Source organism: Bradyrhizobium sp. FW305-F6 (assembly GCF_058782905.1).
Genome location: NZ_JBYSYD010000001.1, coordinates 905,878 through 931,606, shown reverse-complemented (window position 1 = coordinate 931,606; position 25,729 = coordinate 905,878). Strand labels below are relative to the sequence as shown.

General features: G+C 64.6%; 23 protein-coding genes. 16 read left to right on the top strand and 7 right to left on the bottom strand.

The window, feature by feature from the left end; genetic code table 11:
- Positions 1 to 10 precede the first annotated feature (10 nt).
- On the bottom strand, positions 11 to 1,177 hold the full coding sequence (locus tag AC3WLX_RS04575) for a TAXI family TRAP transporter solute-binding subunit (protein ID WP_492334858.1): 1,167 nt from the start codon (positions 1,175 to 1,177) through the stop codon (positions 11 to 13).
- Positions 1,178 to 1,343: 166 nt separating this feature from the next.
- A complete protein-coding gene (locus tag AC3WLX_RS04570) occupies positions 1,344 to 1,565 on the bottom strand; it encodes a biotin/lipoyl-containing protein (protein ID WP_492334857.1) in 222 nt (73 codons plus the stop codon).
- 94 nt (positions 1,566 to 1,659) lie between these two features.
- Here AC3WLX_RS04570 and AC3WLX_RS04565 point away from each other — a divergent pair, with 94 nt between their 5' ends.
- From AC3WLX_RS04565 to AC3WLX_RS04530, 8 genes are all read left to right on the top strand, one after another.
- The gene (locus AC3WLX_RS04565) at positions 1,660 to 2,634 is read left to right on the top strand and encodes an IclR family transcriptional regulator (protein WP_492334856.1); all 975 of its coding nucleotides are present in this window, start codon (positions 1,660 to 1,662) and stop codon (positions 2,632 to 2,634) included.
- Complete coding sequence (locus tag AC3WLX_RS04560) at positions 2,564 to 4,123, top strand: acyl-CoA carboxylase subunit beta (protein ID WP_492334855.1); 1,560 nt, start codon at positions 2,564 to 2,566, stop codon at positions 4,121 to 4,123. Before AC3WLX_RS04565 ends, AC3WLX_RS04560 begins: the two co-directional genes overlap by 71 nt.
- A gap of 218 nt (positions 4,124 to 4,341) precedes the next feature.
- Entirely contained in the window at positions 4,342 to 6,039 is a 1,698-nt protein-coding gene (locus tag AC3WLX_RS04555; protein ID WP_492334854.1) for a GMC family oxidoreductase, read from the top strand.
- A gap of 159 nt (positions 6,040 to 6,198) precedes the next feature.
- On the top strand, positions 6,199 to 6,735 hold the full coding sequence (locus tag AC3WLX_RS04550) for a hypothetical protein (protein ID WP_492334853.1): 537 nt from the start codon (positions 6,199 to 6,201) through the stop codon (positions 6,733 to 6,735).
- A 41-nt stretch (positions 6,736 to 6,776) separates the two neighbouring features.
- Entirely contained in the window at positions 6,777 to 7,448 is a 672-nt protein-coding gene (locus AC3WLX_RS04545) for an EF-hand domain-containing protein (protein WP_492334852.1), read from the top strand.
- A 377-nt stretch (positions 7,449 to 7,825) separates the two neighbouring features.
- Positions 7,826 to 9,253, top strand: a complete 1,428-nt coding sequence (locus AC3WLX_RS04540) for a TadE/TadG family type IV pilus assembly protein (RefSeq protein WP_291620989.1) — start codon at positions 7,826 to 7,828, stop codon at positions 9,251 to 9,253.
- A gap of 12 nt (positions 9,254 to 9,265) precedes the next feature.
- Positions 9,266 to 9,823, top strand: coding sequence for a TadE/TadG family type IV pilus assembly protein (locus tag AC3WLX_RS04535; RefSeq protein ID WP_492334851.1), 558 nt, complete (start codon positions 9,266 to 9,268; stop codon positions 9,821 to 9,823).
- Complete coding sequence (locus AC3WLX_RS04530; protein ID WP_291620986.1) at positions 9,823 to 10,476, top strand: TadE/TadG family type IV pilus assembly protein; 654 nt, start codon at positions 9,823 to 9,825, stop codon at positions 10,474 to 10,476. The genes AC3WLX_RS04535 and AC3WLX_RS04530 overlap by 1 nt, the downstream gene beginning before the upstream one ends.
- 7 nt (positions 10,477 to 10,483) lie before the next feature.
- On the opposite strand, the gene AC3WLX_RS04525 is transcribed toward AC3WLX_RS04530, so the two are convergent.
- Positions 10,484 to 11,959: an FAD-binding oxidoreductase gene (locus AC3WLX_RS04525; protein WP_492334850.1), complete on the bottom strand. Its 1,476-nt coding sequence runs from the start codon at positions 11,957 to 11,959 to the stop codon at positions 10,484 to 10,486.
- 295 nt (positions 11,960 to 12,254) lie between these two features.
- On the opposite strand from AC3WLX_RS04525, the gene AC3WLX_RS04520 reads away from it, so the two are divergent.
- Entirely contained in the window at positions 12,255 to 12,749 is a 495-nt protein-coding gene (locus AC3WLX_RS04520) for a hypothetical protein (RefSeq protein WP_492334849.1), read from the top strand.
- Positions 12,750 to 12,941: 192 nt separating this feature from the next.
- Here AC3WLX_RS04520 and AC3WLX_RS04515 read toward each other — a convergent pair whose 3' ends face one another.
- The 3 genes from AC3WLX_RS04515 to AC3WLX_RS04505 form a co-directional block, all read right to left on the bottom strand.
- Positions 12,942 to 14,231 carry an MFS transporter gene (locus tag AC3WLX_RS04515; protein WP_492334848.1) on the bottom strand — a complete coding sequence of 430 codons (1,290 nt, stop codon included), beginning with the start codon at positions 14,229 to 14,231 and terminating at the stop codon, positions 12,942 to 12,944.
- Positions 14,232 to 14,342: 111 nt separating this feature from the next.
- A complete protein-coding gene (locus tag AC3WLX_RS04510) occupies positions 14,343 to 15,539 on the bottom strand; it encodes an acetyl-CoA C-acyltransferase (RefSeq protein WP_492334847.1) in 1,197 nt (398 codons plus the stop codon).
- A gap of 305 nt (positions 15,540 to 15,844) precedes the next feature.
- Positions 15,845 to 16,615 carry an enoyl-CoA hydratase gene (locus AC3WLX_RS04505; RefSeq protein ID WP_291620975.1) on the bottom strand — a complete coding sequence of 257 codons (771 nt, stop codon included), beginning with the start codon at positions 16,613 to 16,615 and terminating at the stop codon, positions 15,845 to 15,847.
- Positions 16,616 to 16,770: 155 nt separating this feature from the next.
- Here AC3WLX_RS04505 and AC3WLX_RS04500 point away from each other — a divergent pair, with 155 nt between their 5' ends.
- Both AC3WLX_RS04500 and AC3WLX_RS04495 read left to right on the top strand, forming a co-directional pair.
- Entirely contained in the window at positions 16,771 to 17,304 is a 534-nt protein-coding gene (locus AC3WLX_RS04500; protein ID WP_291620973.1) for a PaaI family thioesterase, read from the top strand.
- Between the two features lie 63 nt (positions 17,305 to 17,367).
- Positions 17,368 to 17,988 carry a TetR/AcrR family transcriptional regulator gene (locus AC3WLX_RS04495; protein WP_492334846.1) on the top strand — a complete coding sequence of 207 codons (621 nt, stop codon included), beginning with the start codon at positions 17,368 to 17,370 and terminating at the stop codon, positions 17,986 to 17,988.
- A 138-nt stretch (positions 17,989 to 18,126) separates the two neighbouring features.
- On the opposite strand, the gene AC3WLX_RS04490 is transcribed toward AC3WLX_RS04495, so the two are convergent.
- The gene (locus AC3WLX_RS04490; RefSeq protein ID WP_492334845.1) at positions 18,127 to 19,035 is read right to left on the bottom strand and encodes a LysR family transcriptional regulator; all 909 of its coding nucleotides are present in this window, start codon (positions 19,033 to 19,035) and stop codon (positions 18,127 to 18,129) included.
- A gap of 102 nt (positions 19,036 to 19,137) precedes the next feature.
- On the opposite strand from AC3WLX_RS04490, the gene AC3WLX_RS04485 reads away from it, so the two are divergent.
- The 5 genes from AC3WLX_RS04485 (at position 19,138) to AC3WLX_RS04465 (ending at position 25,660) form a co-directional block, all read left to right on the top strand.
- Complete coding sequence (locus AC3WLX_RS04485; RefSeq protein ID WP_061026429.1) at positions 19,138 to 20,634, top strand: CoA-acylating methylmalonate-semialdehyde dehydrogenase; 1,497 nt, start codon at positions 19,138 to 19,140, stop codon at positions 20,632 to 20,634.
- A gap of 182 nt (positions 20,635 to 20,816) precedes the next feature.
- Positions 20,817 to 21,962: an isobutyryl-CoA dehydrogenase gene (locus tag AC3WLX_RS04480; RefSeq protein ID WP_492334844.1), complete on the top strand. Its 1,146-nt coding sequence runs from the start codon at positions 20,817 to 20,819 to the stop codon at positions 21,960 to 21,962.
- Positions 21,959 to 23,026 carry an enoyl-CoA hydratase/isomerase family protein gene (locus AC3WLX_RS04475; RefSeq protein ID WP_492334843.1) on the top strand — a complete coding sequence of 356 codons (1,068 nt, stop codon included), beginning with the start codon at positions 21,959 to 21,961 and terminating at the stop codon, positions 23,024 to 23,026. The genes AC3WLX_RS04480 and AC3WLX_RS04475 overlap by 4 nt, the downstream gene beginning before the upstream one ends.
- Positions 23,022 to 23,942 carry a 3-hydroxyisobutyrate dehydrogenase gene (gene mmsB / locus AC3WLX_RS04470; protein WP_492335915.1) on the top strand — a complete coding sequence of 307 codons (921 nt, stop codon included), beginning with the start codon at positions 23,022 to 23,024 and terminating at the stop codon, positions 23,940 to 23,942. Before AC3WLX_RS04475 ends, mmsB begins: the two co-directional genes overlap by 5 nt.
- Positions 23,942 to 25,660, top strand: coding sequence for an AMP-binding protein (locus AC3WLX_RS04465; RefSeq protein WP_492334842.1), 1,719 nt, complete (start codon positions 23,942 to 23,944; stop codon positions 25,658 to 25,660). The genes mmsB and AC3WLX_RS04465 overlap by 1 nt, the downstream gene beginning before the upstream one ends.
- The last annotated feature ends 69 nt before the right edge of the window (positions 25,661 to 25,729 follow it).

The following is a 25,729-nucleotide window of genomic DNA, read 5'->3' as shown; positions in this document are numbered from 1 at the left end:
CTCAACAAGACTATTCCTCGAACCCGTTCGGCATGCTGGCCTTGGCAAGCGCCGCCGCGCGCGCCTTCATCCAGCCTTCGAGGAAGGCCTTGTCGTCCGACGGCGGATTGGACTTGCCGTAATCGGTCCACGCGGCCGCCAGCACTTCCTGCCGCTTGATCAGCTGGTTGTTGTGCGTCTCCTGCGCATCGCTCCACTGGCCGGCTTCCTTCAGCGCCTTCACCGCGCCGGGATGGACCGGCACCGCCCAGTTCTTGGTCTGGCGGTCGGCGGCGAGACCGCCGGCGCCGGGCGCCGAATCCTTGTAGGCGTCGTAATTGACGATCATCGCCTTTGTGATGGCATAGACCTGATCGGCCGGCTGCGAGGCGTAGGCGACGAAGATCGGATAGGGATAGTTGCCGAGTTCGACCGGCTTTTGCGGAGAGATGCCGGCGCCGCAGGTCGCAAGTTGCGGGAAGAAGAACGAGCCGACCTTCTGCATGCGCGCCCAGCCCTCCTTGTCGTTGGCGGGCAGGGGCGGCCAGATCAGGCCACGCGGCGACGTCTCGGCCTCCTTGGCAGGGCCGGTGATGGTGGTGCCGAAGGCGGCATCGACGTCGTTGTTGATAAGGCCCTTCCACATCGCGCCGTAGCTGGCGAACTCGACGGCCTTGACGTCCTTTTGCGTCAGCCCGGCGAAGGCGAGCACCGCGAGCGAGTTCTGGTTCAGCGCCGGCGAGCCGACCACGAAGCCGACACGCTTGCCCTTGAGATCCTTCAGTTCCTTCACGCCGGTGTCGGCGGCGACCCCGAGCGAGGCGCAATTGCAGTCGACGGTCGAGAGCAGGGTCTGCAGCGGTTGTGGCCCCCATTCCTTGGAGCCGAACTCGAACACGCCTTCCTGTGCGAAATAGCTGCCTGACCCCATCGCCGAGGAGGCCGCGCGCTTGGCGCGCAGCGGCGCCAGGCGGGCGACGTCGTTGCCTGCGGGGAGCACGCGCACGTCGGTGCCGTACTTGTCCTTCATCATCTTGCCGACGCCGACGGCGATGTTGAATCCGGCCGTGCCGGTGTCATAGGCCGTGAACGTCAATGTCGCCGGCAGCTTGATGTCCTCGGCGAACGAGTAGCGTGTAGACGCAATAGAAATGCCTGCCACCAAGGCAGGCGCGAGCACGAGCAGACCGCGAAGCATGTTTCCCTCCAATGATCCTCGCTTTGCCGCGAAGATTTTCTTTCTTTGTTTGAAACAACGTTTTGTTTGCAACAGATCATGTCACCGCGATCGAGCGATGGCAACGTCGTACCTTGCGTACAGCAATGAGCTAGACAGATTGTCGCGGAAACGGCAGAGCATGCAGTCAATTCGCGACGATGGCGATCGCTTGTCCTTCGGCAACGACGTCGTCAAGCTTGACGAGAAGCGAGGTGATCGTGCCGCTTGCGGGCGAGGGCACCGGTATTTCCATCTTCATCGCTTCGACCACCACAACGTCATCGCCATCCGCAACGGTTCCTCCAACCTGCACGGGAGTTGCGCACACGCGACCCGCGACTTCAGTGACGATCTTAATTTCTGGCATGCCATCGCCTTTTTGTTGTCGTCGCAAAATGCCTGAGGTAGCGTCGTCTGCAAGCGGAATTTAATTCCGCACAGCGGAACATACGGTAGGGAACATGGGACGACGTTCGGAGCGGTTGAGTAGGCAAGGCGCGCTCGCCGGCGATGCCGGTGAAGGCGATGTGATCCAGGTGGTCTCGCGCGCGTTCGACGTGTTGCGATGCTTCGAGGGCCACGAGGCCAGGCTCGGCAATCTCGAGATTTCAAACCGCTGCGGTCTGCCGCGCTCGACGGTGTCGCGGCTCACGCACACCCTGACCCGCATGGGCCAGCTGGTCTATCTGCCGCGCGATCAGAAATATCGAATCGGCCCGAGCGCGGTGGCGATGAGCGCGTCGATGATGAAGGGCGCACAGCTGCGCAGCATGATCCGGCAGCGGCTCCAGGAAGTCGCCGAGCAGCTTCCTGGCACGGTCGGCTTCGTCGTGCCCGACCGTTTCCATCTCGTCTATCTCCAGTTCGCGCGCTCGGCCTCCGCCCTCGGTCTGCACGAGGGCACCGGCAGCCGCATCTCCATGGCCTCGACCGCCGCGGGCGCGGCTTACACGGCGGCCTTGTCGCCGGAAGTGGGCGATGCCTTCATCGCCGAGATGGAGCGTGAAGCGCCAGAGGCTGCGAAGATCCTGAAGCCCCGCATCGAGGCTCACAGGCAGATGTTGCGCGAGCGCGGCTATGTCGTCGCCTGCGGCCTCTGGAGCCCGCACATCAACGGCCTCGCCGTGCCGATCTGGTCGCCGCAGTACCAGACCTTCGTGGTCATTACGATCGGTCTGCTCTCGGCGATGTATGACGAGCAGCGTCTGCACGACGAAGTCGCCCCGCCGATGCTCGCGCTCGGCCGCTCGCTCGGCAGCCTGATGGAAGGCGCGGAGGGCGATGCCTTCAACAACCGCATCTCACGTAAACCGGTCGCCATGGCCGTGCACAACAATAACAAGCCGATCAATTCGGAGGGAGTGAATGAACTGGAAGCCGGAACTCGACGAGCTCGCCCGGCGCGAAGCCTTCGCGCGGGAGATGGGCGGCGTTGACAAGGTCAAGCGACAGCATGACCAGGGCCGGCTGACTGTTCGGGAGCGTATCGACAAGCTGATCGACAAGGGCAGCTTTCACGAGATGGGTGCCGTCTCCGGCATCGGTGAGTACGATTCCGGCGGCGATCTCACGAAGCTCACGCCGGCGAACTGCGTATTCGGCCGCGCCCGCGTCGACGGCCGCACCGTTGTCGTGGTCGGCGATGATTTCACCGTGCGCGGCGGCTCGGCCGATGCGTCGATCTCCGCAAAGCCGCTGATGGCCGAGGAGATGGCGCACGACTTCCGCCTGCCCATCGTCCGCATCATCGAAGGCTCCGGCGGCGGCGGGTCGGTCAAGACCATCGAGACCAAGGGGGCTGCCAATTTGCCGGGCGGCATCGGCGGCACGCGCTGGTATCGCTTCACGACGGAGAATCTGTCTCGCGTGCCGGTGGTCGCACTCGGCCTCGGCTCGGTTGCCGGCCTTGGCGCCGCCCGTCTCGCCGCCAGCCACTATTCCATCATGACGCGGAAATCCGCGATGTTCGTCGCAGGCCCGCCGGTGGTGAAGGCGCTGGGGCAGGACCTCTCGAAGGAGGAACTCGGCGGCGCCGACATCCAGACTCGCGCCGGCGCGGTCGATCATGCCGTCGACACCGAGGAGGAGGCGTTCGCCTGCGCGCGGCGTTTCCTGTCCTATCTGCCGTCGTCGGTCTACGAGCTGCCGCCGTCCGTGCCCTGCGCCGACAATCCCGAACGCAGCGACGAAGCGTTGATGAACGCGGTGCCGCGCAACCGCAAGCAAGTCTACAAGGTGCGCCCCATCATCGAGTCCGTCGTCGACAAGGGTTCGTTCTTCGAGGTCGCGAAGAATTTCGGCAAGCCCCTCATCGTCGGCCTCGCGCGGCTCGAGGGCAGGGCGGTGATGGTGCTCGCCAGCGACAGCTTCCACTATGGCGGCTCCTGGACCGCGGATGCCTGCCAGAAGGTGGTGCGCTGGGTCGATTTCGCCGAGACCTTCCATCTGCCGATCGTCTATCTCATGGACTGTCCCGGCTTCATGATCGGCCTCGACGCCGAGAAGGCGGCGACCATCCGCCACGGCGTCCGCGCCATGGCCGCGGTGAACCAGACCACCGTGCCCTGGTGCACCGTGATCCTGCGCAACGCATTCGGTGTCGCGGGCGTCGTGCACCAGCCGGCCGACCGCTTCTCGATCCGCTACGCCTGGCCGTCGGCCTATTGGGGCTCGCTGCCGCTCGAAGGCGGCATCGAAGCGGCCTACCGCGCCGACATCGACGCGGCGGAAGACAAGGCGGCGAAGCTGAAGGAGATCCAGGAGCGCCTCAACAAGCTACGCTCGCCGTTCCGCTCGGCCGAAAAGTTCTGGGTCGAGGAGATCATCGATCCCCGCAAGACGAGATCGCTGCTGTGCGAGTTCGCTCGGCTCGCCGAGCCGCTGCGCAAGGCCGGACCGCCGGAGAATTTTTCGATCAGGCCGTAGGCGCTTGCAGGAGGCGACACTCCATCACCGTCATCCTGAGGTGGCCGCTTCTTCAGCGGCCCTCGAAGGACGACGGCCCGGCTGCATCGAGGCCGTGCATCCTTGGAGGCTCCTGGCGCGATGCGTTGCTTCGCGCCAGGAGCACCTCAGCGACAACGGCTTTGCCGTTGCGCGCCGGATGACGGATTGCTAACCAACAACAACAGGAAACGCCAATCGTGTACGACTTCATCATCGTGGGCGGCGGCTCGGCGGGCTCCGTGCTGGCCCACCGGCTCTCCGCCAGGAGCGCCAACAAGGTTCTGCTGTGCGAAGCCGGCCAGGACACGCCGCCAGGCGACGAGCCGGCCGAGATCAGGGACAGCTATCCGGGCACGGCCTATTTCGATCCGCGCTTCCACTGGACCGAGCTCAAGGTCACCACTCAGGTCGTCAGCCACAACAATCCGAACGAAGCGCGTCCGCCATTACGCAAATACGAGCAGGCGCGCGTGCTCGGCGGCGGTTCGTCGATCAACGGCCAGATGGCCAACCGGGGCGCGCCGACCGACTACGACGAATGGCAGGCGCGTGGTGCCGAGGGCTGGTCGTGGGCCGACGTTCTGCCCTTCTTCAAGAAGGTCGAGCGCGACCTGGATTTCGACGGGCCCTATCACGGCAAGGACGGCCGCATTCCGGTCCGCCGCATCCCGCGCGAGCACTGGACGCGGCATTCGGAAGCGTTCGCGCAGGCCTTCGCGCAGGCCGGCCATCAATTCCTGCCGGACCAGAACGGCGAGTTCGTCGACGGCTTCTTTCCGGTGACGCATTCCAACCAGGCCGAGCAGCGCGTCTCGGCCGCCATGGGCTATCTCGATCGCGACACCCGCAAGCGCACCAATCTCACCATCTCCACCAACACGCAGGTGCGCGAGCTGTTGTTCGAAGGCACGCAATGTGTCGGCGTGAAGGCTGTCGTCGGCGGACGCGAGCAGGAGTTCCGGGGGCGCGAGATCATCCTCTCCAGCGGCGCCATTCATTCGCCGGCGCATCTGCTGCGTGCCGGCATCGGACCGGTCGGCCACCTCAAAGACATGGGCATTCCCGTGCTAATGGGCCTGCCGGGCGTCGGCCAGCGCCTGATGGATCATCCCTCGATCTCGCTGTCGTCGTTCGTTCGCCGCGGCGCCCGCATGAACGAGCACACCAGGCGCCACATGCAGCTTGGCCTGCGCTACTCCTCGGGTCTTGCCGGCGTGCCGAAGGGCGACATGTTCGTGGTCCTGCTCTCAAAGTCGGCGTGGCACGCCGTCGGCGAACAGATCGGCTCGCTCCTGACCTTCGTCAACAAGACCTATTCGGAGACCGGACAGGTCAAGCTCGCCTCGCGCGATCCGTCAGCGGAGCCGATCGTCGAGTTCAATCTGCTGTCCGACCGGCGCGATCTCGATCGCCTGATGAGCGGTTTCCGCAAGATGGCGGCGATTCAGATGAGCGACATCGTCAAAGAGGTCACGGACAAGCCGTTCCCGGCCGCCTATACCGACAAGGTTCGCAAGATCGGCGTGGTCAATACCAAGAATAAGATCCTGACCAGGATCGCCGCGGCCTTGATGGACGGCCCGGCGGCGCTGCGCCACTACATGATCGACAATTTCGTGGTGGAAGGCTTCACCTTCGATCAGGTGATGACCGACGACGAGGCGTTGGAAGCCTTCGTGCGCAAGGCAACCATCGGTGTGTGGCACGCCTCCTGCTCATGCCGCATGGGCCGCGCCGACGATCCAATGGCGGTGGTCGATAATCAGGGCCGGGTCAAGGGCATCCAGGGCCTGCGCGTCGTCGACGCCTCGATCTTCCCGGTGGTGCCATGCGCCAACACCAACTTTCCGGTGCTGATGTCGGCGGAGAAGATCGCGGCTGCGATGATGGAGTAGAAGGGAAGTGTTTCGCGTCATGGAATGAGACGCTTTGAACATGATCTAAGTTAAGACGGTAAGTAAAAGCAGTTTTTTGGCCGCGGTTTAGACCCATTTTGGCCAAATCAATATTTGTTTCTCCCGCGCGGGGCAGGATCTCCAACTCAGAGACCTGCAATGATCAAACGAGTTCTTTCTGCGTGCATCCTTTTTATCGCTACCTGTGCAGTCTCGGAAGCGCGGCCTTATCGTGTTCTTCAAGCGCCCGAATGCAACGTCACCATGCCCTGCGACTTCTCGTATTCGCAACCACGCCGTGAACGGGCTCCAAGGCAGGCGTTGCAAGCCTATCGCTCGATGCGAATGACGGTGACTGACGTCGGGAATACGCCCACTTCGACGATTGTCTCGAATGACCGGATCGTTGGCGGCCGTCCGGCCGGATGCCCCTCGTCTTTCTGCGGCTGCGGCGCGTCCCTGCGCGTGTTTGGCCGCATCGTCCCGGAATTGAATCTGGCCTCGAACTGGCTGCGCTTTCCGCGGACGTCGCCGGCGCCGGGAATGGTTGCGGCCCGGCGCGGCCATGTCTTCGTTCTGGAGCAGCACCTCGGCGGCGACATGTGGATGGCATATGATGCCAATTCGGGCGGCCGCGCGACGCGCATTCATGCGCGCTCGCTACGCGGCTATGCCGTAGTCAACCCGCGCGGCTGAGAAGCGGGCGAGGGTGCCCGGCTCATCACGGCCGGAGCACCTTGGCGCGATTTGCCGACCGGAACGGCAACGGCTTTCTGAGTGCGTCGGAATTTCCTGCCATCCGCCGCGCGGAGCGGACATTCGCGCAGGCGGAGCTGGAATATTTCGACGACAATCGCGACGGCAAGGTGAGCCGGCCCGAACTCGTTGACAAGCCGAGCCGCTTCATCGGCCGGTATGACAGGAACGTGGACTGTAAAGTGACGGCGGGCGAACTGAAGGCGGCGCCTCGCCGCCGTCAGGCGGCGGTGGCCGGCCGGGTGGTCCGCAGGGCAATCGCATATGGGAGTGATCTTGCTTGTGGTCATCTTTCGAGACGCCCGCCGTTGGCGGGCCCTCAGGATGAGGACCGCATTGCGTTTCGCTGGGTTCAAGGGGCACCGGTGCCGCTTAGCCTCACCCTGAGGGACCGCCAAGCGGGTCGTCTCGAAGGGCGAGGCGCGCGCGCAGGTTTTTCGAAAACCCATTTGCGATTGCCCTGGGGTGGTCCGGGAGGCCCCGGTGGTTTCGGCGCGTGTTCTGAAGGACGACTGCAAAGGAGCAACGCAGTTATCCGCCAAGATGAGGTCGCGGCCGCAGAACCTTGCCGGAATTCATGCCGCTCCAGGGTATGGTCCGCGTTTGCGCCGTGGATTACAGCGGCAATATGGTTCTTGGCCCGGAAAGCATAGCGCTTTCTGCATCGACAGCTGCTCTAGGGGGGGCGCTTTGGCGATCTCGTTTGAGCCGCACGCGCCGGGCGCGCTTGACGCCCCCTTACCGTCTTCCGTTGCACGTCGTGTACCCGCCGCCACCCTTGCTTATGATTCCGTTAACCGTCGATCTCTGCGATCGCGTTTAAGCCGCGTTAATGATGCTTTCTCAATACGATACATCGCGCTTTGGTGCGGTCCATGTTTGTCGATCGCCCGTAAGTCTTGATTAAGAAGGCCAAAAGCATATTGCAGCCCGCGATGTTGGGGGTAATCGCAGCAATGCTGCGGCCTCTCACATTGCGGGATTTCAGGGAAAGTCTTTTGCCGTAACGACGGCAATCAGGATGAAGGTCATGCTCCGCCGCGCAATGCTCCGTTTCGGGAGTGATCGGAAGGCCAACGTCGCCGTCATCTTCGCGCTCACGATGGTTCCGATCATCTTTCTCTTGGGCATGACGCTCGACTACACACTGGCCTTGCGCAAGCGCGAGCAGTTGAACGCCGCCGCCGACGCCGCCGCGATCGCAGCCGTGCGGCCGGCGATGCTGACGCAGACCGACACGGCCGTTGTCAGGGCGACCGCGGAAAACGTTTTTGCAACGAAGGCGAACCTTCCCGGCCTGGCTTCGGTCCCGACGCCGACGGTCACCGTCACCGATTCCGGTCTCGCGCGAACCATCACGGTGTCCTACACCGCGCAGTCCATCAACAATTTCCCCGGGGTTCTCGGAAAGCAGACCTGGCAGGTCAACGGATCCGCCACGGCGCGGGCGTCCAGCGCGCCCAACATGAACTTCTACCTGTTGTTGGATGACTCTCCGTCGATGGCGATCGCAGCGACCCAGACCGACATCAACAACATGATTACTGCCACGAAGAATCAGCCCGGCGGTTCGAAGAACTGCGCGTTCGCCTGCCATGAGACGAATCCTCAGAAAGACAGCGGCGCCAACGCGTCGACCAAGGATAACCTCACCATCGCGCGCAACAACAACATCAAGCTGCGCATCGACCTCGTGCAGAGTGCCGTTACACAATTGCTGAAGGGGCCCTGGACGTGCCCGCAGTCGGGTGTGTCGGGAGGCGTGATGCAGTGCATGGCTGCGCTCAACAATACGACGTACAAGGCCGCCATCTATACCTTCGACTACGCCCTCAACACGATTCAGACGCTGACTACCCCGGACACGGCTGCCACGAAGATCGCCAACATTCAGCTTATGAAGGTCGACCACCAGAACTGCATCATCGTCAACAGCAGTGGCAACTGCGTCTACACGACCGACTACGGCACGGATATCTCGGGCGGGCTCACGGGTGTTAACGCCATCATGCCCAATCCCGGCACCGGGACCAACCAGGCGAACGATACGCCGCAGGGGGTGGTCTTCCTCGTTACCGACGGCGTCGAAGACAAGCTGATGCCCAAGCCCGGTACCTGCGACCCGGCCGCCACCTATCCGCTCCCGACGGGTAGCAGCACGACCGTGCGATGCCAGCAGCCGCTCAATACGGCGATCTGCACGACGATCAAGAACCGCGGCATTCGCATCGCGGTGCTCTACACCGAGTATCTGCAATTGCCGACCGACAGCTGGTACAACAGCCGTATCGCGCAATTCAACAATCCGTCCTCGTCGACGGGCACGATCGCGCAACGGCTGCAATCATGCGCCTCGCCCGGTCTGTACGCGAGTGTTCAGACTGGCGGCGACATTTCCGAGGCGCTGACCAACCTGTTCCTCAAGGTCGCATCCAGCACGGCCAGCCTCGTGAAGTAGAGAAGAAGAGCTATGACGGGCCCCGCCGCAACGACCATGAGACGCCGCAATCGCTGTGCCGCCTTCGCGGGGGACAGCAGGGGCGCGACGGCCGTGGAATTCGCGCTGGTCGCTGCGCCGTTCCTCGCCCTCATCATCGCGCTGATCCAGACGTTTCTGGTTTTTTTCGCCCAGCAGACGCTCGAAACCATCGTGCGCCAGTCGGCGCGCCTCGTCAGGACCGGACAGGTTCAATCCGCGCAGATGACTCAGGCGGCGTTCAAGCAGAAGGTCTGCGACCAGATCGTGATCCTGTTCAATTGCAACGGGCTCATGGTCGACATGCAGGTGGCGACCTCGTGGACGTCCGCGAACACGGGAATGCCGACCCTGACCTTCGACGGCTCGGGCAAGGTCACCAATACCTGGCAGTACGACCCCGGCGATGCCGGCGATATCGTCGTGCTCCGCGTTATGTATGTCTGGCCGGTCATGCTGGGGCCGCTCGGCTTCAATCTCTCGAACCTCAGCGACGGCAACCGGCTGATCATGTCGTCCGCCGCGTTCCAGAACGAGCCAGGAGCCTCCTGATGATCTCCGCCCTGTCATCTCGCGCCCGCCACCTGCTCGCCGATGACCGCGCCGTTGCAGCGACGGAGTTCGCCATAGTGGCACCGTTCATGCTGTTGCTCTATGTCGGCGGCGTCGAGCTCGGCAATGGCCTTGCGATGAACGTCAAGGTCACCGCGACTGCGCAAAGTGTCGCCGACATGGTCACCCAGAACACAGCCGTCACTACGTCTCAGATGGACGGCATTCTTGCGGCTGCGAGCGCCATCATGGCTCCCTATCCGACCAAGAGCGGCAGCACCTCCTTGATGACGATCACGGTCTCGGGCGTATCGACCGACAGCAGCGGCAATGCGACGGTGCAATGGAGCAGGTCGACCAGCTCGACGGGCGCGAGAAACAAGGGTGACCCGATGACCTTGTCGAAATTCACGGGGCCGAGCGGCACCACCAACGCCAATATCTCGCTCGTCCTGAGCGAGGTGACCTATGACTACGCGCCCAACCTCGGCTTCACCATCGCCGGCACCGTGAAGCTGACCGACAGCTACTATCTGTTCCCCCGCTGCTCGACCAACAGCCCGGCCACTTCGAGCTTTCCCTATTACGACGTGAAATATCCGGCGACCAAGACCTGCACCTGCGTCGAGCATTTGCAGAAGAAGACCTGTTGATCGACAGTCACAGCCGCAGCACCTTGCCGGGATTCATGATGTTCTGCGGATCGAGAGCGCGCTTGATGGTGCGCATGATGTCGAGCTCGGTCTTCGAGCGGTAGTGGCCGAGCTCGTCGAGCTTGTCGATGCCGATGCCGTGCTCGGCCGAGATCGAGCCGCCCATGGAGGTGACGAGATCGTTCACGCTCCGCGTGATCGCGCCCTTGTATTGCGCCAGCGTCTGCTGATCCATCCCCACCGGCCCCATGAACGAGAAATGCAGATTGCCGTCGCCGATGTGTCCGAGCGGGTAGGGCCGGATGCTCGGAAGAATGTCGAGCACGGCCTTGGTGCCCTTGTCGATGAACTCCGGTATCCGGGAGATCGCGACCGAAATGTCGTAGCTCAGGCCAGGTCCTTCGGCGCGAGAGGCCTCGGCGACACCCTCCCGGATGCGCCACATGTTGCGCGACTGGCCGACGGTCTGCGCGATCGCCGCATCGAGCACACGACCGGACTCGAGCTGGTCGGCAAGAAATTGCTCCAGCTTCTCGGACATGCCTTCAACGCCGTCCCGGCGCGGTCGCGCAGACGACCATTCCAGCAGCAAGTACCATGGCGTCTCCCCCTTCAGCGGATCCTGGACGCCGGGAATATGGCGCAACACCATGTCGATCGCGCTACGGCTCATCAGTTCGCAGGAGCCGACATTGTCCTCGGACGCGCTATGGGCCTCGGAAAGAATCTCCAGCGCCGCGCGCGGATCCCGGATCGCCAGCCATGCCGTGCTGACGTCCTTCGGCGCCGGCCATAGCTTCAGCACGGCCTTGGTGATGATGCCGAGCGTGCCTTCGGCGCCCATGAACAGATGCTTGAGGTCGTAGCCGGTGTTGTCCTTCTTGAGCGCCCGCAATCCGTCCCAGACCTCACCATTGGGCAACACGACCTCGAGCCCCAGCACGAGGTTGCGGGCATTGCCATAGCGCAGCACCTGCACGCCGCCCGCGTTGGTCGAGAGATTGCCGCCGATCATGCATGAACCCTGGGCGCCAAGGCTGAGCGGCAGGAACCGGTCATGCTCGGCCGCCGTGTCCTGAAGCGTCTGCAGCACGCAGCCGGCCTCGACCGTCATCGAATAGCCGACGGGATCCACATCCAGCACGCGGTTCATGCGGCCGAGCGACAGCACGATGCCGGTGTGCGCAGGCCAGGGCGTCGCCCCGCCCATCAGGCCGGTGTTGCCCCCCTGCGGCACGATCGCGATGCCGTGCTCATGGCAGAGCCGGACCACGCGCGAGACCTCCGCGGTGCTCCCGGGACGAACGACGGCGCCGGCAGCGCCGGCCAGCAACCCGCGCCAATCCGTCACGAAGGGCTGCTTGCCGTGCTCGTCCTCGATCAGGCCCTTCTCGCCGACGATCGCACGTAACGCATCGCGTATCCGGGGCGTCAAGGGAACGGTCGGGATGACGGGATCGGAGGACAGAAAGGCAGCCGGCATTTTGTTTCCCCTGGCGCATCTTGGTGTGCACTGCGCACGTGACGTGCGTTGGGCCATTGTTCACGTTTCGGTCGCGGAGTCTAACGGCAATATGGCCTGAGACCTTGAGTCGGCGTCGCGGGGCCCAGCGCCGGGCTGGCATCGTCTCCGGTTTCCCGGCGGCTTCATCGCAGCTTGATGCGCCGATGCCGGCAACGTTCGGGCAATCTCCGCAACATTTCAAAACATCTTCGTCAACTTCCCGCGGCTGTTCGGGCCTAGGACGTGCCCAGATCTCATCAATCAGGATTGCAGAATGCTCTCGAAGTTTTCGGCGGCGACCATAGGCATTGGTGCCGCTTGCCTCGCGCTCGTCGGCAGTGACCCGTTATGCGCAGAGCCGGTGTTCGACAGTTTGGCCGGCACCTGGTCGGGAACCGGGACGATGAAGCCGTCCGATGGTCCCCGCGAGAAGGTCCGCTGCAAGGTGGGGTACAACGTCACCCGGCCCGGACGATCGCTGACACTCGATCTGCGCTGCGCCAGCGATGCGTACAAGATGGTCCTGTCCGCAAACATCGAGCAGAGTGGGACCGAGCTTTCCGGCAACTGGTTCGAAAGCGAATACCGGCAGGGCGGCAAGGTCTACGGCACGAACAGGGACGGCCTGATCGAGGCGCGAATTGAGGGAAACACGGTGGCTGCGCTGGTGACGATCCAGACCAGGCGCGATCGCCAGTCGTTTCTCATGGAAGCGCCGGGGTCCTGGATGTCGGAGGTCGCCATCGAGTTGAACAAGGACGCGAAGTGACCTCGAACGTCATGCGCAACAATTTTGCATACGCAGCAATTGTTCTCCGCTGGTGGCAGGGCATCACCGCGGCTATCCTTGCCTTCAGGCCCTAGAACTCCCCAAGTTCTCGCGCCTGAGGACCGCCGCTTTGCACCTGGATGTTGACACCCCGAGTGCTTGGCGGCGGTCCTCTCATCGCCATGGTTAGTATCAGGCCGCCGCCGGCTGGAGTTTGGCCTGCCGCGACAGCGCCAGCACGATCAGGGCGGCGAACAGGCAGAGCGCGCCGGCGACGAAGAATGCGGGCAAGTAGCTCTGATAGATCGTCCGGGTGAAGCCGGCGCCGAAGGCCGCAGCGCCGGCACCGAGCTGATGGCCGGCGAAGATCCAGCCGAACACCAGATTGGCGCGCTCGGGCCCGAATTTTTGCGCAGTCAGGCGCACCGTTGGCGGCACCGTGGCGATCCAGTCGAGACCATAGAACATCGCGAAGACGGAGAGGCCGTACAAAGAGAAATCGCTGAACGGCAGGAAGATCAGAGAGAGGCCGCGCAGCCCGTAGTACCAGAACAGCAGCCAGCGATTGTCATAGCGGTCCGACAGCCAACCCGACATGATCGTGCCTACGAAGTCGAAGATGCCCATCGCAGCCAACAGGCTCGCCGCCTGGACCTGCGGGATGCCGAAATCGAGGCACATCGGGATCAGGTGCACCTGGACGAGTCCGTTGGTCGAGGCGCCGCAGATGAAAAAGGTGGCAAACAGGATCCAGAACGCGGTCGATTTCGAGGCGTCGCGCAAGCTGCCGAGCGCCACCGCGGTGATCGAGCTATGGTTCACCGGCGGGGCAGGCAGGGGCGCGGTGCCCTCGTCGCCGAGCGGCCGCAGGCCGACGTCGCTCGGGCGGTCGCGCATCGCGAGCAGCACCGCCAGGGCGGAAACGCCGAGCATCATGGAGACGAAACCGAGGGCAAGACGCCAGCCGTAACGTTCTGTGAGACTGGCGAGCAGTGGCAGGAACACCAGCTGACCGGTGGCGACGCTCGCCGTCAGGATACCGACGACGAGGCCGCGTCGTGCCGCGAACCAGCGCGTGGCAATCGTCGCGCCGAGCACGAGCGCGGTCATGCCGGTGCCGATGCCGATCACGACGCCCCAGAGGGCGATGAGCTGCCAGACTTGCGTCATGCCGAGCGAGAGCACGAGCGCCGACACCACGATCAGCTGCGCCGCGAGCGTGACGTTGCGCAGGCCGTAACGGTTGAGCAGGGCGGCCGCGAACGGCGCCATCAGCCCGAACAGGATGAAGCGGATCGACAGCGCGGAGGAGATCTCCGCCGTGCTCCAGCCGAATTCCTTCTGGAGCGGCACGATGAACACGCCGGGCGCGCCGACCGTGCCGGCGCTGATCAGCGCGGCGAGGAAGGTGACGCCGACCATCACCCAGGCATAGTGGATGTTGCGGCGCGAAAGTGCTGCCGCGAGCCAGTTGGAAATCATCGGGCCTCGGTATCGAAGGGCAGGCCGCAACAGACCTGCGTCAGCTTGTACAATGACACGGCGTATGTCTGTCGCAAATGACAGAGTTCCCTCGTTTTCGGACACAACACGTCAGTGAGCGCGGCGCTCCACCGCAACGGCCGTGGCTTCGCCGCCGCCGATGCAGAGCGCGGCGATGCCGCGCTTGAGGTTGTTGGCCTCCAGCGCGTGCAGAAGTGTTACGATCAGCCGCGCGCCGGTGGCGCCGATCGGATGGCCGAGCGCGCAGGCCCCGCCGTTGATGTTCAGCTTCTCGCGGGGAATGCCGAGATCGCGCTGCGCCGCCATCGCCACCACCGCGAACGCTTCGTTGATCTCGAACAGATCGACATCGGAGGCGGTCCAGCCGACCTTGTCGAGCAGCTTGCGGATCGCCGGGATCGGTGCCGTGGTGAACCATTGCGGCTCCTGGCTGTGGGTGGCATGGCCCTTGATTTCGGCCAGCACCGGCAGACCGCCGCGATCAGCGAGCGCGCGCCTCGTCAGCACCAGCGCGGCGGCGCCGTCGGCATTGGCCGAGGAGGCGGCCGGGGTGATGGTGCCGTTGGCGCGGAATGCCGGCTTCAATCCTGGGATCTTGGCGGGATCGACCTTCAGCGGATGCTCGTCATTGGCGATGACGCGCGGTCCGGCCTTCTCGGTCAGCGTGATCGGCGCGATCTCGGCCTTGAACGCACCGCCCTCGACGGCCTTGCGCGCGCGGCTCAGCGTCTCCATGGCGTAGGCGTCCTGGTCCTTGCGGGTGAACTGATAGGCCTCAGCCGTGGCCTCGCCGAAATCGCCCATCGAGCGGCCGGTCTCGTAGGCGTCCTCCAGCCCGTCCATCATCATGTGGTCGATGATGCGGTCATGGCCGACGCGATAGCCGCCGCGGGCCTTGGCGAGCAGATAGGGCGCGTTGCTCATGCTCTCCATGCCGCCGGAGACGACGATCTCGGCCGAGCCCGCGCGGATGATGTCGTGCGCGAGCATGGTTGCCTTCATGCCGGAGCCGCACACCTTGTTGACGGTGGTGGCGCCGGTGGCGTCGGGCAGACCGGCCGCGCGTGCCGCCTGCCGCGCCGGCGCCTGGCCCTGGCCGGCCGGCAGCACGCAGCCCATGAAGACCTCGTCGACCTTTTCGGGCGCAAGCTCGGCGCGCTCCAGCGCCGCTCCGATCACGTGCGACCCGAGCTTGTGGGCGGCAAGCGGCGACAAATCGCCCATGAAGCGGCCGAGCGGAGTGCGGGCGGCGGAGACGATGACGACGGGATCGGCAGCTTCGGCCATGACGGAGTTCCCTGGCAAACGACGTGTAAGATGATGATCATCATATGATGCGGCGCAAGAAATGCAACTGCGGCAGGGATGAGAAAATGTCGTGGTTCGGATGAGGTCTGGTCGTGCGATTGGGCGGTTCTTATCCCCGGTACACTGTCATCACCCGCGAAGAAGGCGGGTGATCCAGTATTCCAGAGACGAAGCGGCTAGAACCGAAATGGCGCGGAGTACTTGATGCCCCGCCCCCGTGCGCAATTGCGCACTAGGCGGGGCATGACACCGTCTTTTTTGGCTGCGCTGTTGCTTCCTAGCTCCTACCGTTTCCGGTTCACGAACGCGCCCATCAGCCGCGTCGGCTCGTCCGTGAGGAAGGACTCGCCGAACACCTTGACGCTCAAATTCACCGACTCCGTCAGCGGCAGCTCCTCCCATTGGCGCAGCAGGGCCTTTTGCGACCGCAATGCTTCGGGGCCGCATTCGAGCAACGCGTTCACCACGTGCTCGACCTCGGCATCGAGCTTGCCCTCCGGCGCGACCTTGTCGACCAGGCCCCAGGCCAGCGCAGTTGGCGCATCGATGTTCTCCGCCGTCATCACCAACCAGCGCGCCCGGGCCCAGCCGATCAGGCGCGGCAACAGCGCGGCATGGATCACCGAGGGGATGCCGACGCGCACCTCCGGCATGCCGAAATGGGCATCATGCGCGGCGATGCGGAAGTCGCAGGCTGCCGCAACTTCCAGCCCGCCACCGAGGCACCAGCCGGGCATGCGTGCGATGACCGGGGCGGGGAAGGCGCGCACGGCCTCGCAGAGATCGCGCAGGCGGCTGATGAAGGCCTCGGCGGATGTCTGATCGAGCCGGGCCATCTCCTTGATGTCGGCCCCGCCGATCAGGCTCTTCTCGCTCTGGCCGCGCAGTACCACGACTCGGATGCTGCGGTCGGAGGCGAGCTGCTGCAGGCCTTCGCGCACGGCGTCGGTCACGGGCGAGCCGAGAATGTTGAGCGGGCCGGCGTTGCAGATGACGGCATGAACGACGCCGCGCCCATCGCGCGTCACGCCGCAGTGGTTGTTGAGCATTTCCATGATGGCATCTCGAAGATTTCGTGGGCGTGTGCGAGGCGCACTGCCGAGGATCACTTCCGGGCCGAAATGTACCGCTTGTCAAGCGGGCCTACGGGTCGAGTTGCCAGCGCGAAGTCCGTGAAATAGTATGATGTTTATCATTCAAAGAGGTTGCCATGGCTGATATCGATCAACTGGAGCTTTTCTCGCCGGCGCAGCGGCGCGAGCGCGTGGTGGACTGGCAGGCGCCCGCGCCGGTGGCGAAAGCGGCGATGGGGCTGTCCGGCATGGATGCCATGCTCGGTATCCGCGACGGCCAGCTGCCGCCGCCGCCGTTCGCGAAACTGATCGGCTTCGTCATGGCGGTGGTCGAGCCGGGCCGGATCGTCATGGAACTGGAGCCGCGCGAGGATCTTGAAAACACCATCGGCCTGATCCACGGCGCAACCGCCGCGGCGCTGCTCGATACCGCCATGGGCTGCGCCATCTCGACCCGGCTCGAGGCCGGCCAGGGCTCGGTGACGCTCGAGCTGAAACTGGCTTTCCTGCGTCCGCTCTCGGTCCGCTCCGGGCTGATCTCGGCCGAGGGCAAGGTGATCAAGCTGGGGCGTCAGACCAGCTACACCGAAGGCTTCGTCCGCGACGGCAAGGGCGCCCTTGCGGTGCACGCAACGGCAACGTTTTCCATGATCGGCAACAGCTTAACGTGAATTAATGCACCGTTGGCCGGCTTTCGTGCTATGAGATGATCTTCGACATCCAATGAGATCCGCATGCGCTACTCCCGGGAACACAAGCAGGAAACCCACGATCGCATCGTGAGGAAGGCCTCCGTGCGGCTGCGCGAAAAAGGCGCCCATGGCATCGGCGTCGCCGACCTCATGAAGGAGGCCGGCCTGACCCATGGCGGCTTCTACGCGCATTTCGATTCCCGCGAGGCGCTGGTGGTCGAGGCCTTCGGCTATGCCATGGACCGCTCGATGGAGCACTGGCGCAAGATCACGGACGAGGTTTCACCGGAGAAGCGGCTGGCGCTGGTTGCAGAGGCCTATCTCTCGACCTTTCACCGCGACAATCCCGGCCATGGCTGCTCGATTCCCGCGCTCGGCGCCGAAATCGCCCGCGAGAGCCCAAAGGCGCGGAAAGCCTTTGCCGGCAAGCTCGAGGAAATGATCGAACTGCTGGCCGACTACATTCCCGATGTGCCGCGCAAGGCCGCACGCAAGCAGGCGATCGCGACGCTGGCGACAATGGCCGGCAGCATGCTGCTGGCGCGCATCGCCGGGTCGAGCGAGCTCTCCGACGAGGCGTTGAAGGCGGGCCGGGACAGCGCGCTGGAGGGTGCGAAGCGCGAGCCGAAGGCGGCGGCCGCGAAGAAGGCGAAGCAGAATTAGCGAGATGCCGTAGCGTGGGCAAAGGCGCCCTTGCGCCGTGCCCACCGTCTTTCCATGATTGTCGCAGAAGTGGTGGGCACGCCACGAGCTGCGCATTTGCGCGTCTCGTCGCTTTGCCCACCCTGCGAAATCATCAGCTCATCGTCCCGCAAACAGGTCCCGATCGCGCTCCACGATCTCACCGATGTAGTCCGCCACGGCCCTGATGCGGGCCAAGTCCTTGCTGTCAGCGTGCATCAGCATCCAGAACGTCCGCGTGATCGAAATCTCCTCCCGCAGCACCGGCACCAGCTGCGGATGATCGCTCGCCATGAAATGCGGCAGCACCGCGATGCCGAAACCCGAGAGCGTGGCATTGAGCTGCGCGATCAGATTGGCGCTGCGAAAGCGTGCCGAGATGCGCGGCGAGACCTGCGGCAGATAGTCGAGCTCCGGCGTGAACAGCAGCTCTTCGATGTAGCCGACGAAGCGGTGCTGCGGCAGCACCTCGCGCGAGGCGATCTTGGGGAAGCGGTCGAGATAGGCCGGCGCGGCGTAGAGGCCGAGGCGGTAGTCGAGCAGTTTGCGGCCGACGATGCGGCCTTCCTTCGGCATGGTCAGGCTGATCGCGATGTCGGCCTCGCGCTTGGAGAGACTAAACAGCCGCGCAGTCGCTACAAGTTGCAGATCGAGATCGGGATAGCGGTCGGCGAACGGTGCCAGCCGCGGCGCCAGGAAGGCGGTGCCGAAGCCGTCAGGGGCGCCGATCCGCACGGTGCCGGTCAGTCGCGCCACGGAGCCGCCGACCTGCTCCTGGTTGGCGACGATGGTCGATTCCATGGTTTCGGCGCTGTCGGCGACGCGCTGGCCGGCCTCGGTGAGGAGGTAGCCGGTCTTGCGCCGGTCGAACAGCTTGGCCGAGAGGTGCTTCTCCAGCCGGTCGACGCGGCGGATCACCGTAGCGTGGTCCACGCTCAGCTGTTTTGCCGCAGCCGACACCGAGCCGCCCCGCACGATGGCCAGCACGAAGCGAAAGTCGTCCCAGTCGATAGCGCCTTGATCCAGCATTTTCGCACATCTATGGTGCATTATCTCAGACTTGAATCCTATAAAATGCAGGTCGATAGGATTTGTCAAAGCGACCACGCCCGGCCTGAAGGAGACCATTCCATGCGTTCAATCGGACATTTCATCGGTGGCAAGGAGGTCAAGGGCACCTCGGGCCGCACTGCCGACGTCTTCGAGCCGATGACCGGTGACGTCCAGGCCAAGGTAGCGCTGGCCTCCAAGGCCGAAGTCCGCGCCGCCGTCGAGAACGCGCGCGCGGCACAGCCCGAATGGGCCGCGACCAATCCGCAGCGCCGCGCCCGCGTCATGATGAAATTCGTGGAGCTGGTCCAGCGCGATTACGACAAGCTCGCCGAGCTGCTCGCGCGCGAGCACGGCAAGACCGTGCCGGACGCAAAGGGCGACATCCAGCGCGGCCTCGAGGTCGCGGAATTCGCCTGCGGCATCCCGCATCTGATGAAGGGCGAGTACACCGAAGGCGCCGGCCCCGGCATCGACATCTATTCGATGCGCCAGCCGCTCGGCGTCGTCGCCGGCATCACGCCCTTCAACTTCCCGGCGATGATCCCGATGTGGAAGTTTGCCCCCGCGATCGCCTGCGGCAACGCCTTCATCCTGAAGCCGTCGGAGCGCGACCCCGGCGTGCCGATGCTGCTCGCTGAACTCATGATGGAAGCGGGCCTGCCGGCCGGCATCCTCAACGTCGTAAACGGCGACAAGGAGGCGGTCGACGCCATCCTCGACGATCCCGACATCAAGGCCATCGGCTTCGTCGGCTCGACGCCGATCGCGCAGTACATCTATGAACGCGCGGCCCAGACCGGCAAGCGCTGCCAGTGCTTCGGCGGCGCCAAGAACCACGCCATCATCATGCCCGACGCCGACATGGACCAGGCCGTCGACGCACTGATCGGCGCGGGCTACGGCTCCGCCGGCGAGCGCTGCATGGCCGTGTCCGTCGCGGTGCCCGTCGGCAAGTCCACCGCCGATCGTCTGATGGAAAAGCTGATCCCGCGGGTCGAGTCGCTGAAGATCGGCACCTCGATCGATCCGTCCGCCGATTACGGCCCGCTGGTGACGCGCGAGGCGGTCGAGAAGGTCAAGGGCTATATCGACATCGGCATCAAGGAGGGCGCAACGCTGGCCGTCGACGGCCGCGGCTTCAAGATGCAGGGCTACGAGAACGGCTTCTATCTCGGTGGTTCGCTGTTCGACAACGTCACCAAGGACATGCGGATCTACAAGGAAGAGATCTTTGGCCCGGTGCTCTCGGTCGTGCGGGCGCACGACTACAAGGAAGCGCTGGCGCTGCCGTCGGATCACGACTACGGCAATGGCGTTGCCATCTTCACCCGTGACGGCGACGCCGCGCGCGACTTCGCAGCCAAGGTGAATGTCGGCATGGTCGGCATCAACGTGCCGATCCCGGTTCCGATCGCCTACTACACCTTCGGCGGATGGAAGAAGTCGGGCTTCGGCGATCTCAATCAGCACGGCCCGGACTCGATCCGCTTCTACACCAAGACCAAGACGGTGACCTCGCGCTGGCCGTCAGGTGTCAAGGAAGGCGCGGAGTTCTCGATCCCGCTGATGAAGTGACGCGGCCCGCGTGACCTGCAGCGGCGTCGGGACAACACCTTTCCCTTTGGGAGAGGTCGCGCCGAAGGCGCGGGTGAGGGGTTACGGTCTCTCGTTGGAGCAGCACCGCCTCACCCGATTTGCTGCGCAAATCGACCTCTCCCCTCCGGGGAGAGGTGACCCTATCCGGCGGGGGCATTGAGATGCAGTTCGCTCTGAACGAGGATCAGATCGCGGTGCGCGACATGGCGCTGGCGTTTGCGGCCGAGAAGATCGCGCCCCATGCGCTGCGCTGGGACGAGGAGAAGCATTTCCCCGTCGACGTGATGCGCGAGGCCGCAACGCTCGGCATGGGCGGCATCTACATCCGCGACGATGTCGGCGGCTCCGCGATGACCCGCTTCGATGCGGCGTTGATCTTCGAGGCGCTGGCGACGGGCTGCCCGACCACCTCGGCCTTCATCTCCATCCACAACATGGCGAGCTGGATGATCGATGCCTTCGGCAGCGACACCCAGCGCCAGCAATGGCTGCCGAAGCTCTGCACCATGGAGCTGATCGCGAGCTACTGCCTGACCGAGCCGGGTGCCGGCTCGGACGCGGCGGCGCTGCGTACGCGGGCCGTGCGCGACGGCGACCATTACGTCCTCAACGGCCAGAAGCAGTTCATCTCCGGCGCCGGCGGTACCGACGTTCTGGTCGCGATGGTCCGCACCGGCGGCGATGGTCCCGGCGGCATCTCGACCCTCGTCATCGACGGCAAGACGCCGGGGATCTCCTTCGGCGCCAACGAGCGCAAGATGGGCTGGAACGCGCAGCCGACCCGCGCGGTGATGTTCGAGAACGCCCGCGTGCCCATCGCCAATCGCCTGAGCGAGGAGGGCATGGGCTTCAAGATCGCGATGGCCGGCCTCGACGGCGGCCGCCTCAACATCACGGCGTGCTCGCTCGGCGGGGCGCAGACCGCGCTCGACAAGGCGCGCGCCTACATGAAGGAGCGCAAGGCGTTCGGCAAGCGTCTGGACGAATTCCAGGCGCTGCAATTCCGTCTCGCCGACATGGCGATCGAGCTCGAAGCGGCGCGCACCTTCTTGTGGCGCGCAGCCGCGGCGCTCGACCGAAAGGACCCCGATGCTACCATGCTGTGCGCGATGGCCAAGCGCTTCGGCACCGATGTTGGCTTCGAAGTCGCCAACCATGCGCTGCAGCTTCACGGCGGCTACGGCTACCTCAGTGAGTACGGCATCGAGAAGATCGTGCGCGACTTGCGCGTGCACCAGATCCTCGAAGGCACCAATGAAATCATGCGGCTCATCGTGGCGCGCAAACTGATCGAGGGCGCACGATGAGCGGAGAGGGAGAGGGCGATCTCGTCGCCCGTGTCGAGGGCGCGGCGGGCATCATCAGGCTCAACCGTCCGAAGGCCATCAACGCCGTGACACTGGAGATGTTTCGCGACATCGAGAAGGCGCTCGATCGTTTCGAAGCTGATCCCGCCGTCGCCGTGATCCTGCTGGAAGGCGCCGGCGAGCGCGGCCTCTGTGCCGGCGGCGATATCCGTACGCTCTGGGAAAGCTCCAAGGTCAATGGTGACCTCGGCAAGATCCTGTGGCGCGAGGAGTACATCCTCAACGCCCGCATCAAGAAGTTCCCGAAGCCCTATGTCGCCTTCATGGACGGCATCGTGATGGGCGGCGGCGTCGGTCTGTCCGCGCACGCCAGCCACCGCGTCGTCACCGATCGGACGAAGCTGGCAATGCCCGAGGTTGGGCTGGGCTTCTTCCCCGACGTCGGCGGCACCTACCTGCTGGCGCATTCGCCGGGCGAGATCGGCACCTATTTCGGGTTGACTGGCCAGACCATGAACGGACCGGACGCGATCCACGCCAAATTTGCCGATTGGGTCGTGCCCGCTTCGAAGCTACCGGAACTGCGCGAGGCGCTGACCAAGCTGCGCTCCGGCGCAACCGCCGCCGATGTCGGCAAGCTCATCGACGGCTTTGCCACCGGCGAGACCGCGGGGCCGGTGGCTGCGAAGGAGCCTGTTATCGACGCGCTGTTCGGCTTCGACCGCATGGAAGACATCTTTGCGGCCTTGAAGCGCGACGGCTCCGAGTTCGCGCAGGCGACGCTGAAGACGCTCAACGAGAAATCGCCGCGCGGCATGGTGGTGACGCTGAAGCTCTTGCGCCTCGCGCGCGGATCGTCGAGCCTGGAGGAGTGCCTGGTGCGCGAGTACCGCGCCGCGCTCGAAGTCTTCCGCAGCGACGATTTCCGCGAGGGCGTCCGCGCCGCCGTGATCGACAAGGACCGCAACCCGACCTGGTCGCCGCCGCGGATCGAGGATGTGACGCCACAGATGCTGGCGCCGTATTTCGCCGAGATCGGCCCCGACGAATTGAAGTTCAATTAACAACGCTGCAGCGGAGGAAACGACAATGGCCACGATCGCATTCATTGGTCTGGGCAACATGGGCGGCCCGATGGCGGCCAACCTGGTCAAGGCCGGCCACAAGGTGCTGGCGTTCGACCTCGTGGAGGCCTCGCGCGCGCAGGCCAAGGCCGATGGCGCCAGCATCGCGGACAGCGCGCCCGCCGCTGTGAAGGGCGCCGATGTCGTCGTCACCATGCTCCCCGCAGGCAAGCACGTGCTCGGCGTCTGGAACGAGGTGGTGCCCGCCATGACCAAGGGCGCGCTGATCATCGACTCCTCGACCATTGACGTCGAGAGCGCGCGGGCCGCGCACGCGCTGGCCGCCAAGAACGGCGTGCTCTCGGTCGACGCACCGGTCTCCGGCGGCACCGGCGGCGCCAAAGGCGCCACGCTCACCTTCATGTGCGGCGGCGAGGAGAAGGCGTTCGCAGCGGCGAAGCCGGTGCTGGAGAACATGGGCAAGAAGATCGTCCATTGCGGCGGCGCCGGCGCGGGCCAGGCCGCCAAGATCTGCAACAACATGATCCTCGGCATTTCCATGATCGCGGTGAGCGAGGCCTTCGCGCTCGGCGAGAAGCTCGGGCTCTCGCATCAGGCGCTGTTCGACGTCGCCTCGACCTCGTCGGGCCAGTGCTGGTCACTGACGACCTATTGCCCGGTGCCGGGGCCGGTGCCGACCTCGCCTGCGAACAACGACTACAAGCCGGGCTTTGCTTCGGCGCTCATGGTGAAGGACCTGACCCTGGCCCAGGACGCCGCAAAGGCGGCCGGTGCGGCGACGCCGCTCGGCAAGCATGCGCAGGAGATCTATCAATCTTTCGACGCAGCCGGGCAGGGCGGGGTGGATTTTTCCGGAATTATCAAGCACGTTAGGAGTCTAGCCGGGAAAGCTTGATGACGACATTTCAGGAAGCGCGCGCGTTTCTTCTGCAACACCGCACGGACTACGAGGCGGCGGTCAAAGGCTTCCGCTGGCCCGATCCGGCTCCGTTCAACTGGGCGCTCGACTGGTTCGATGCCGAACTGGCGGCGAACGCTGACAGCAAGGACCGGCCCGCGCTCTGGATCGTCGATGCCGCGCAGGACAAGCAGACGAAACTCTCTTTCGCTGCGCTCTCGAAGCGCTCGAACCAGGTTGCGAATTTCCTCCGTGCGCAGGGCTTGAAGCGCGGCGACCACCTTTTGCTGCTGCTCGGCAATGTGGTTCCGCTGTGGGAGACCATGCTGGCGGCGATGAAGCTCGGCGTCGTCGTGATCCCAGCGACCACGCTGCTCACCGCGGACGAACTTCGCGACCGGCTCGAGCGCGGCAGGGCGAGGGCGGTGGTGGCGGCTGAAGATCAGGTGGCGAAGTTCGCGAGCCTTGGCGCCGAGAACATCGTCCGCATCGTGGTCGGCGCCGGCCCGGATGGATGGCTTGCCTATGACGCGGCCGCGAAGGCACCGGAGGATTTCACGCCCGACGGTCCCACCAACGCCGACGACCCGATGCTGCTCTATTTCACCTCGGGCACGACGGCGAAGCCGAAACTGGTGCGGCACAGCCAGCGCAGCTATCCCGTTGGCCATCTCTCCACCATGTACTGGATCGGGCTGAAGCCCGGCGACGTCCACCTCAACATCTCATCGCCGGGCTGGGCCAAGCATGCCTGGAGCTGTTTTTTCGCACCGTGGAATGCGGGCGCGACCGTGTTCGTGGTCAACCAGCCGCGCTTCGATGCCAAGGGCCTGCTCGCCACCATCGGCCGCTGCGGCGTCACCACGCTGTGCGCGCCGCCGACCGTGTGGCGGCTGTTCATCCAGGAGAACCTCGCCTCGTTCAAGATGGCGTTGCGCGAGGTCTGCGGCGCCGGCGAGCCGCTCAATCCCGAAGTGATCGACCAGGTGCGGGCCGCCTGGGGGCTCACCATTCGCGACGGCTACGGCCAGACCGAAACCACCGCGCTCGCCGGTAATTCGCCGGGGCAAAAGATCAAGATCGGCTCGATGGGCCGGCCGCTGCCGGGCTATCGCGTGCAGATCAGCGATGCCGACGGCCAACCGGCAAAGGAAGGCGAGGTCACGCTGGTGCTCGGCTCCGGTCGTCCTGCCGGCCTGATGCAGGGCTATCAGGGCGATGACGGCAAGCTGTCCGGCGCCGAGGGCGAGCTCTATCGCAGCGGCGACGTCGTGTTCGAGGACGACGAGGGCTATCTCACCTTCGTCGGCCGCTCCGACGACGTGTTCAAATCGTCCGATTACCGCATCAGCCCGTTCGAGCTGGAGAGCGTGCTGCTCGAGCACGAGCTGGTCGCGGAAGCCGCGGTGGTGCCGAGCCCCGATCCGATCCGGCTCGCGATCCCGAAGGCCTTCGTGCTGCTGACATCGGGTGCGGAGCGTTCACCGGAGACCGCGCTCTCCATCTTCAAGCACCTGCACACGCGCCTTGCGCCATTCAAGCGCATTCGCCGTCTCGAAATCGTCACCGAGTTGCCGAAGACCATTTCTGGAAAGATCCGCCGCGTTCAGCTACGACGGCTTGAACGCGACGACGATCGCAACGATCAGCTGCGCGGCCGGGAATTCCGCGAAGAGGACTTTCCGGAATTGGCGAAGGCGCGGGGCGAAACTTAGTGAGATTCGTCATTCGGGGGCGCGCGAAGCGCGGGCCCGGAATCTATTTCGCAGCGGGCTCTGCGGCGC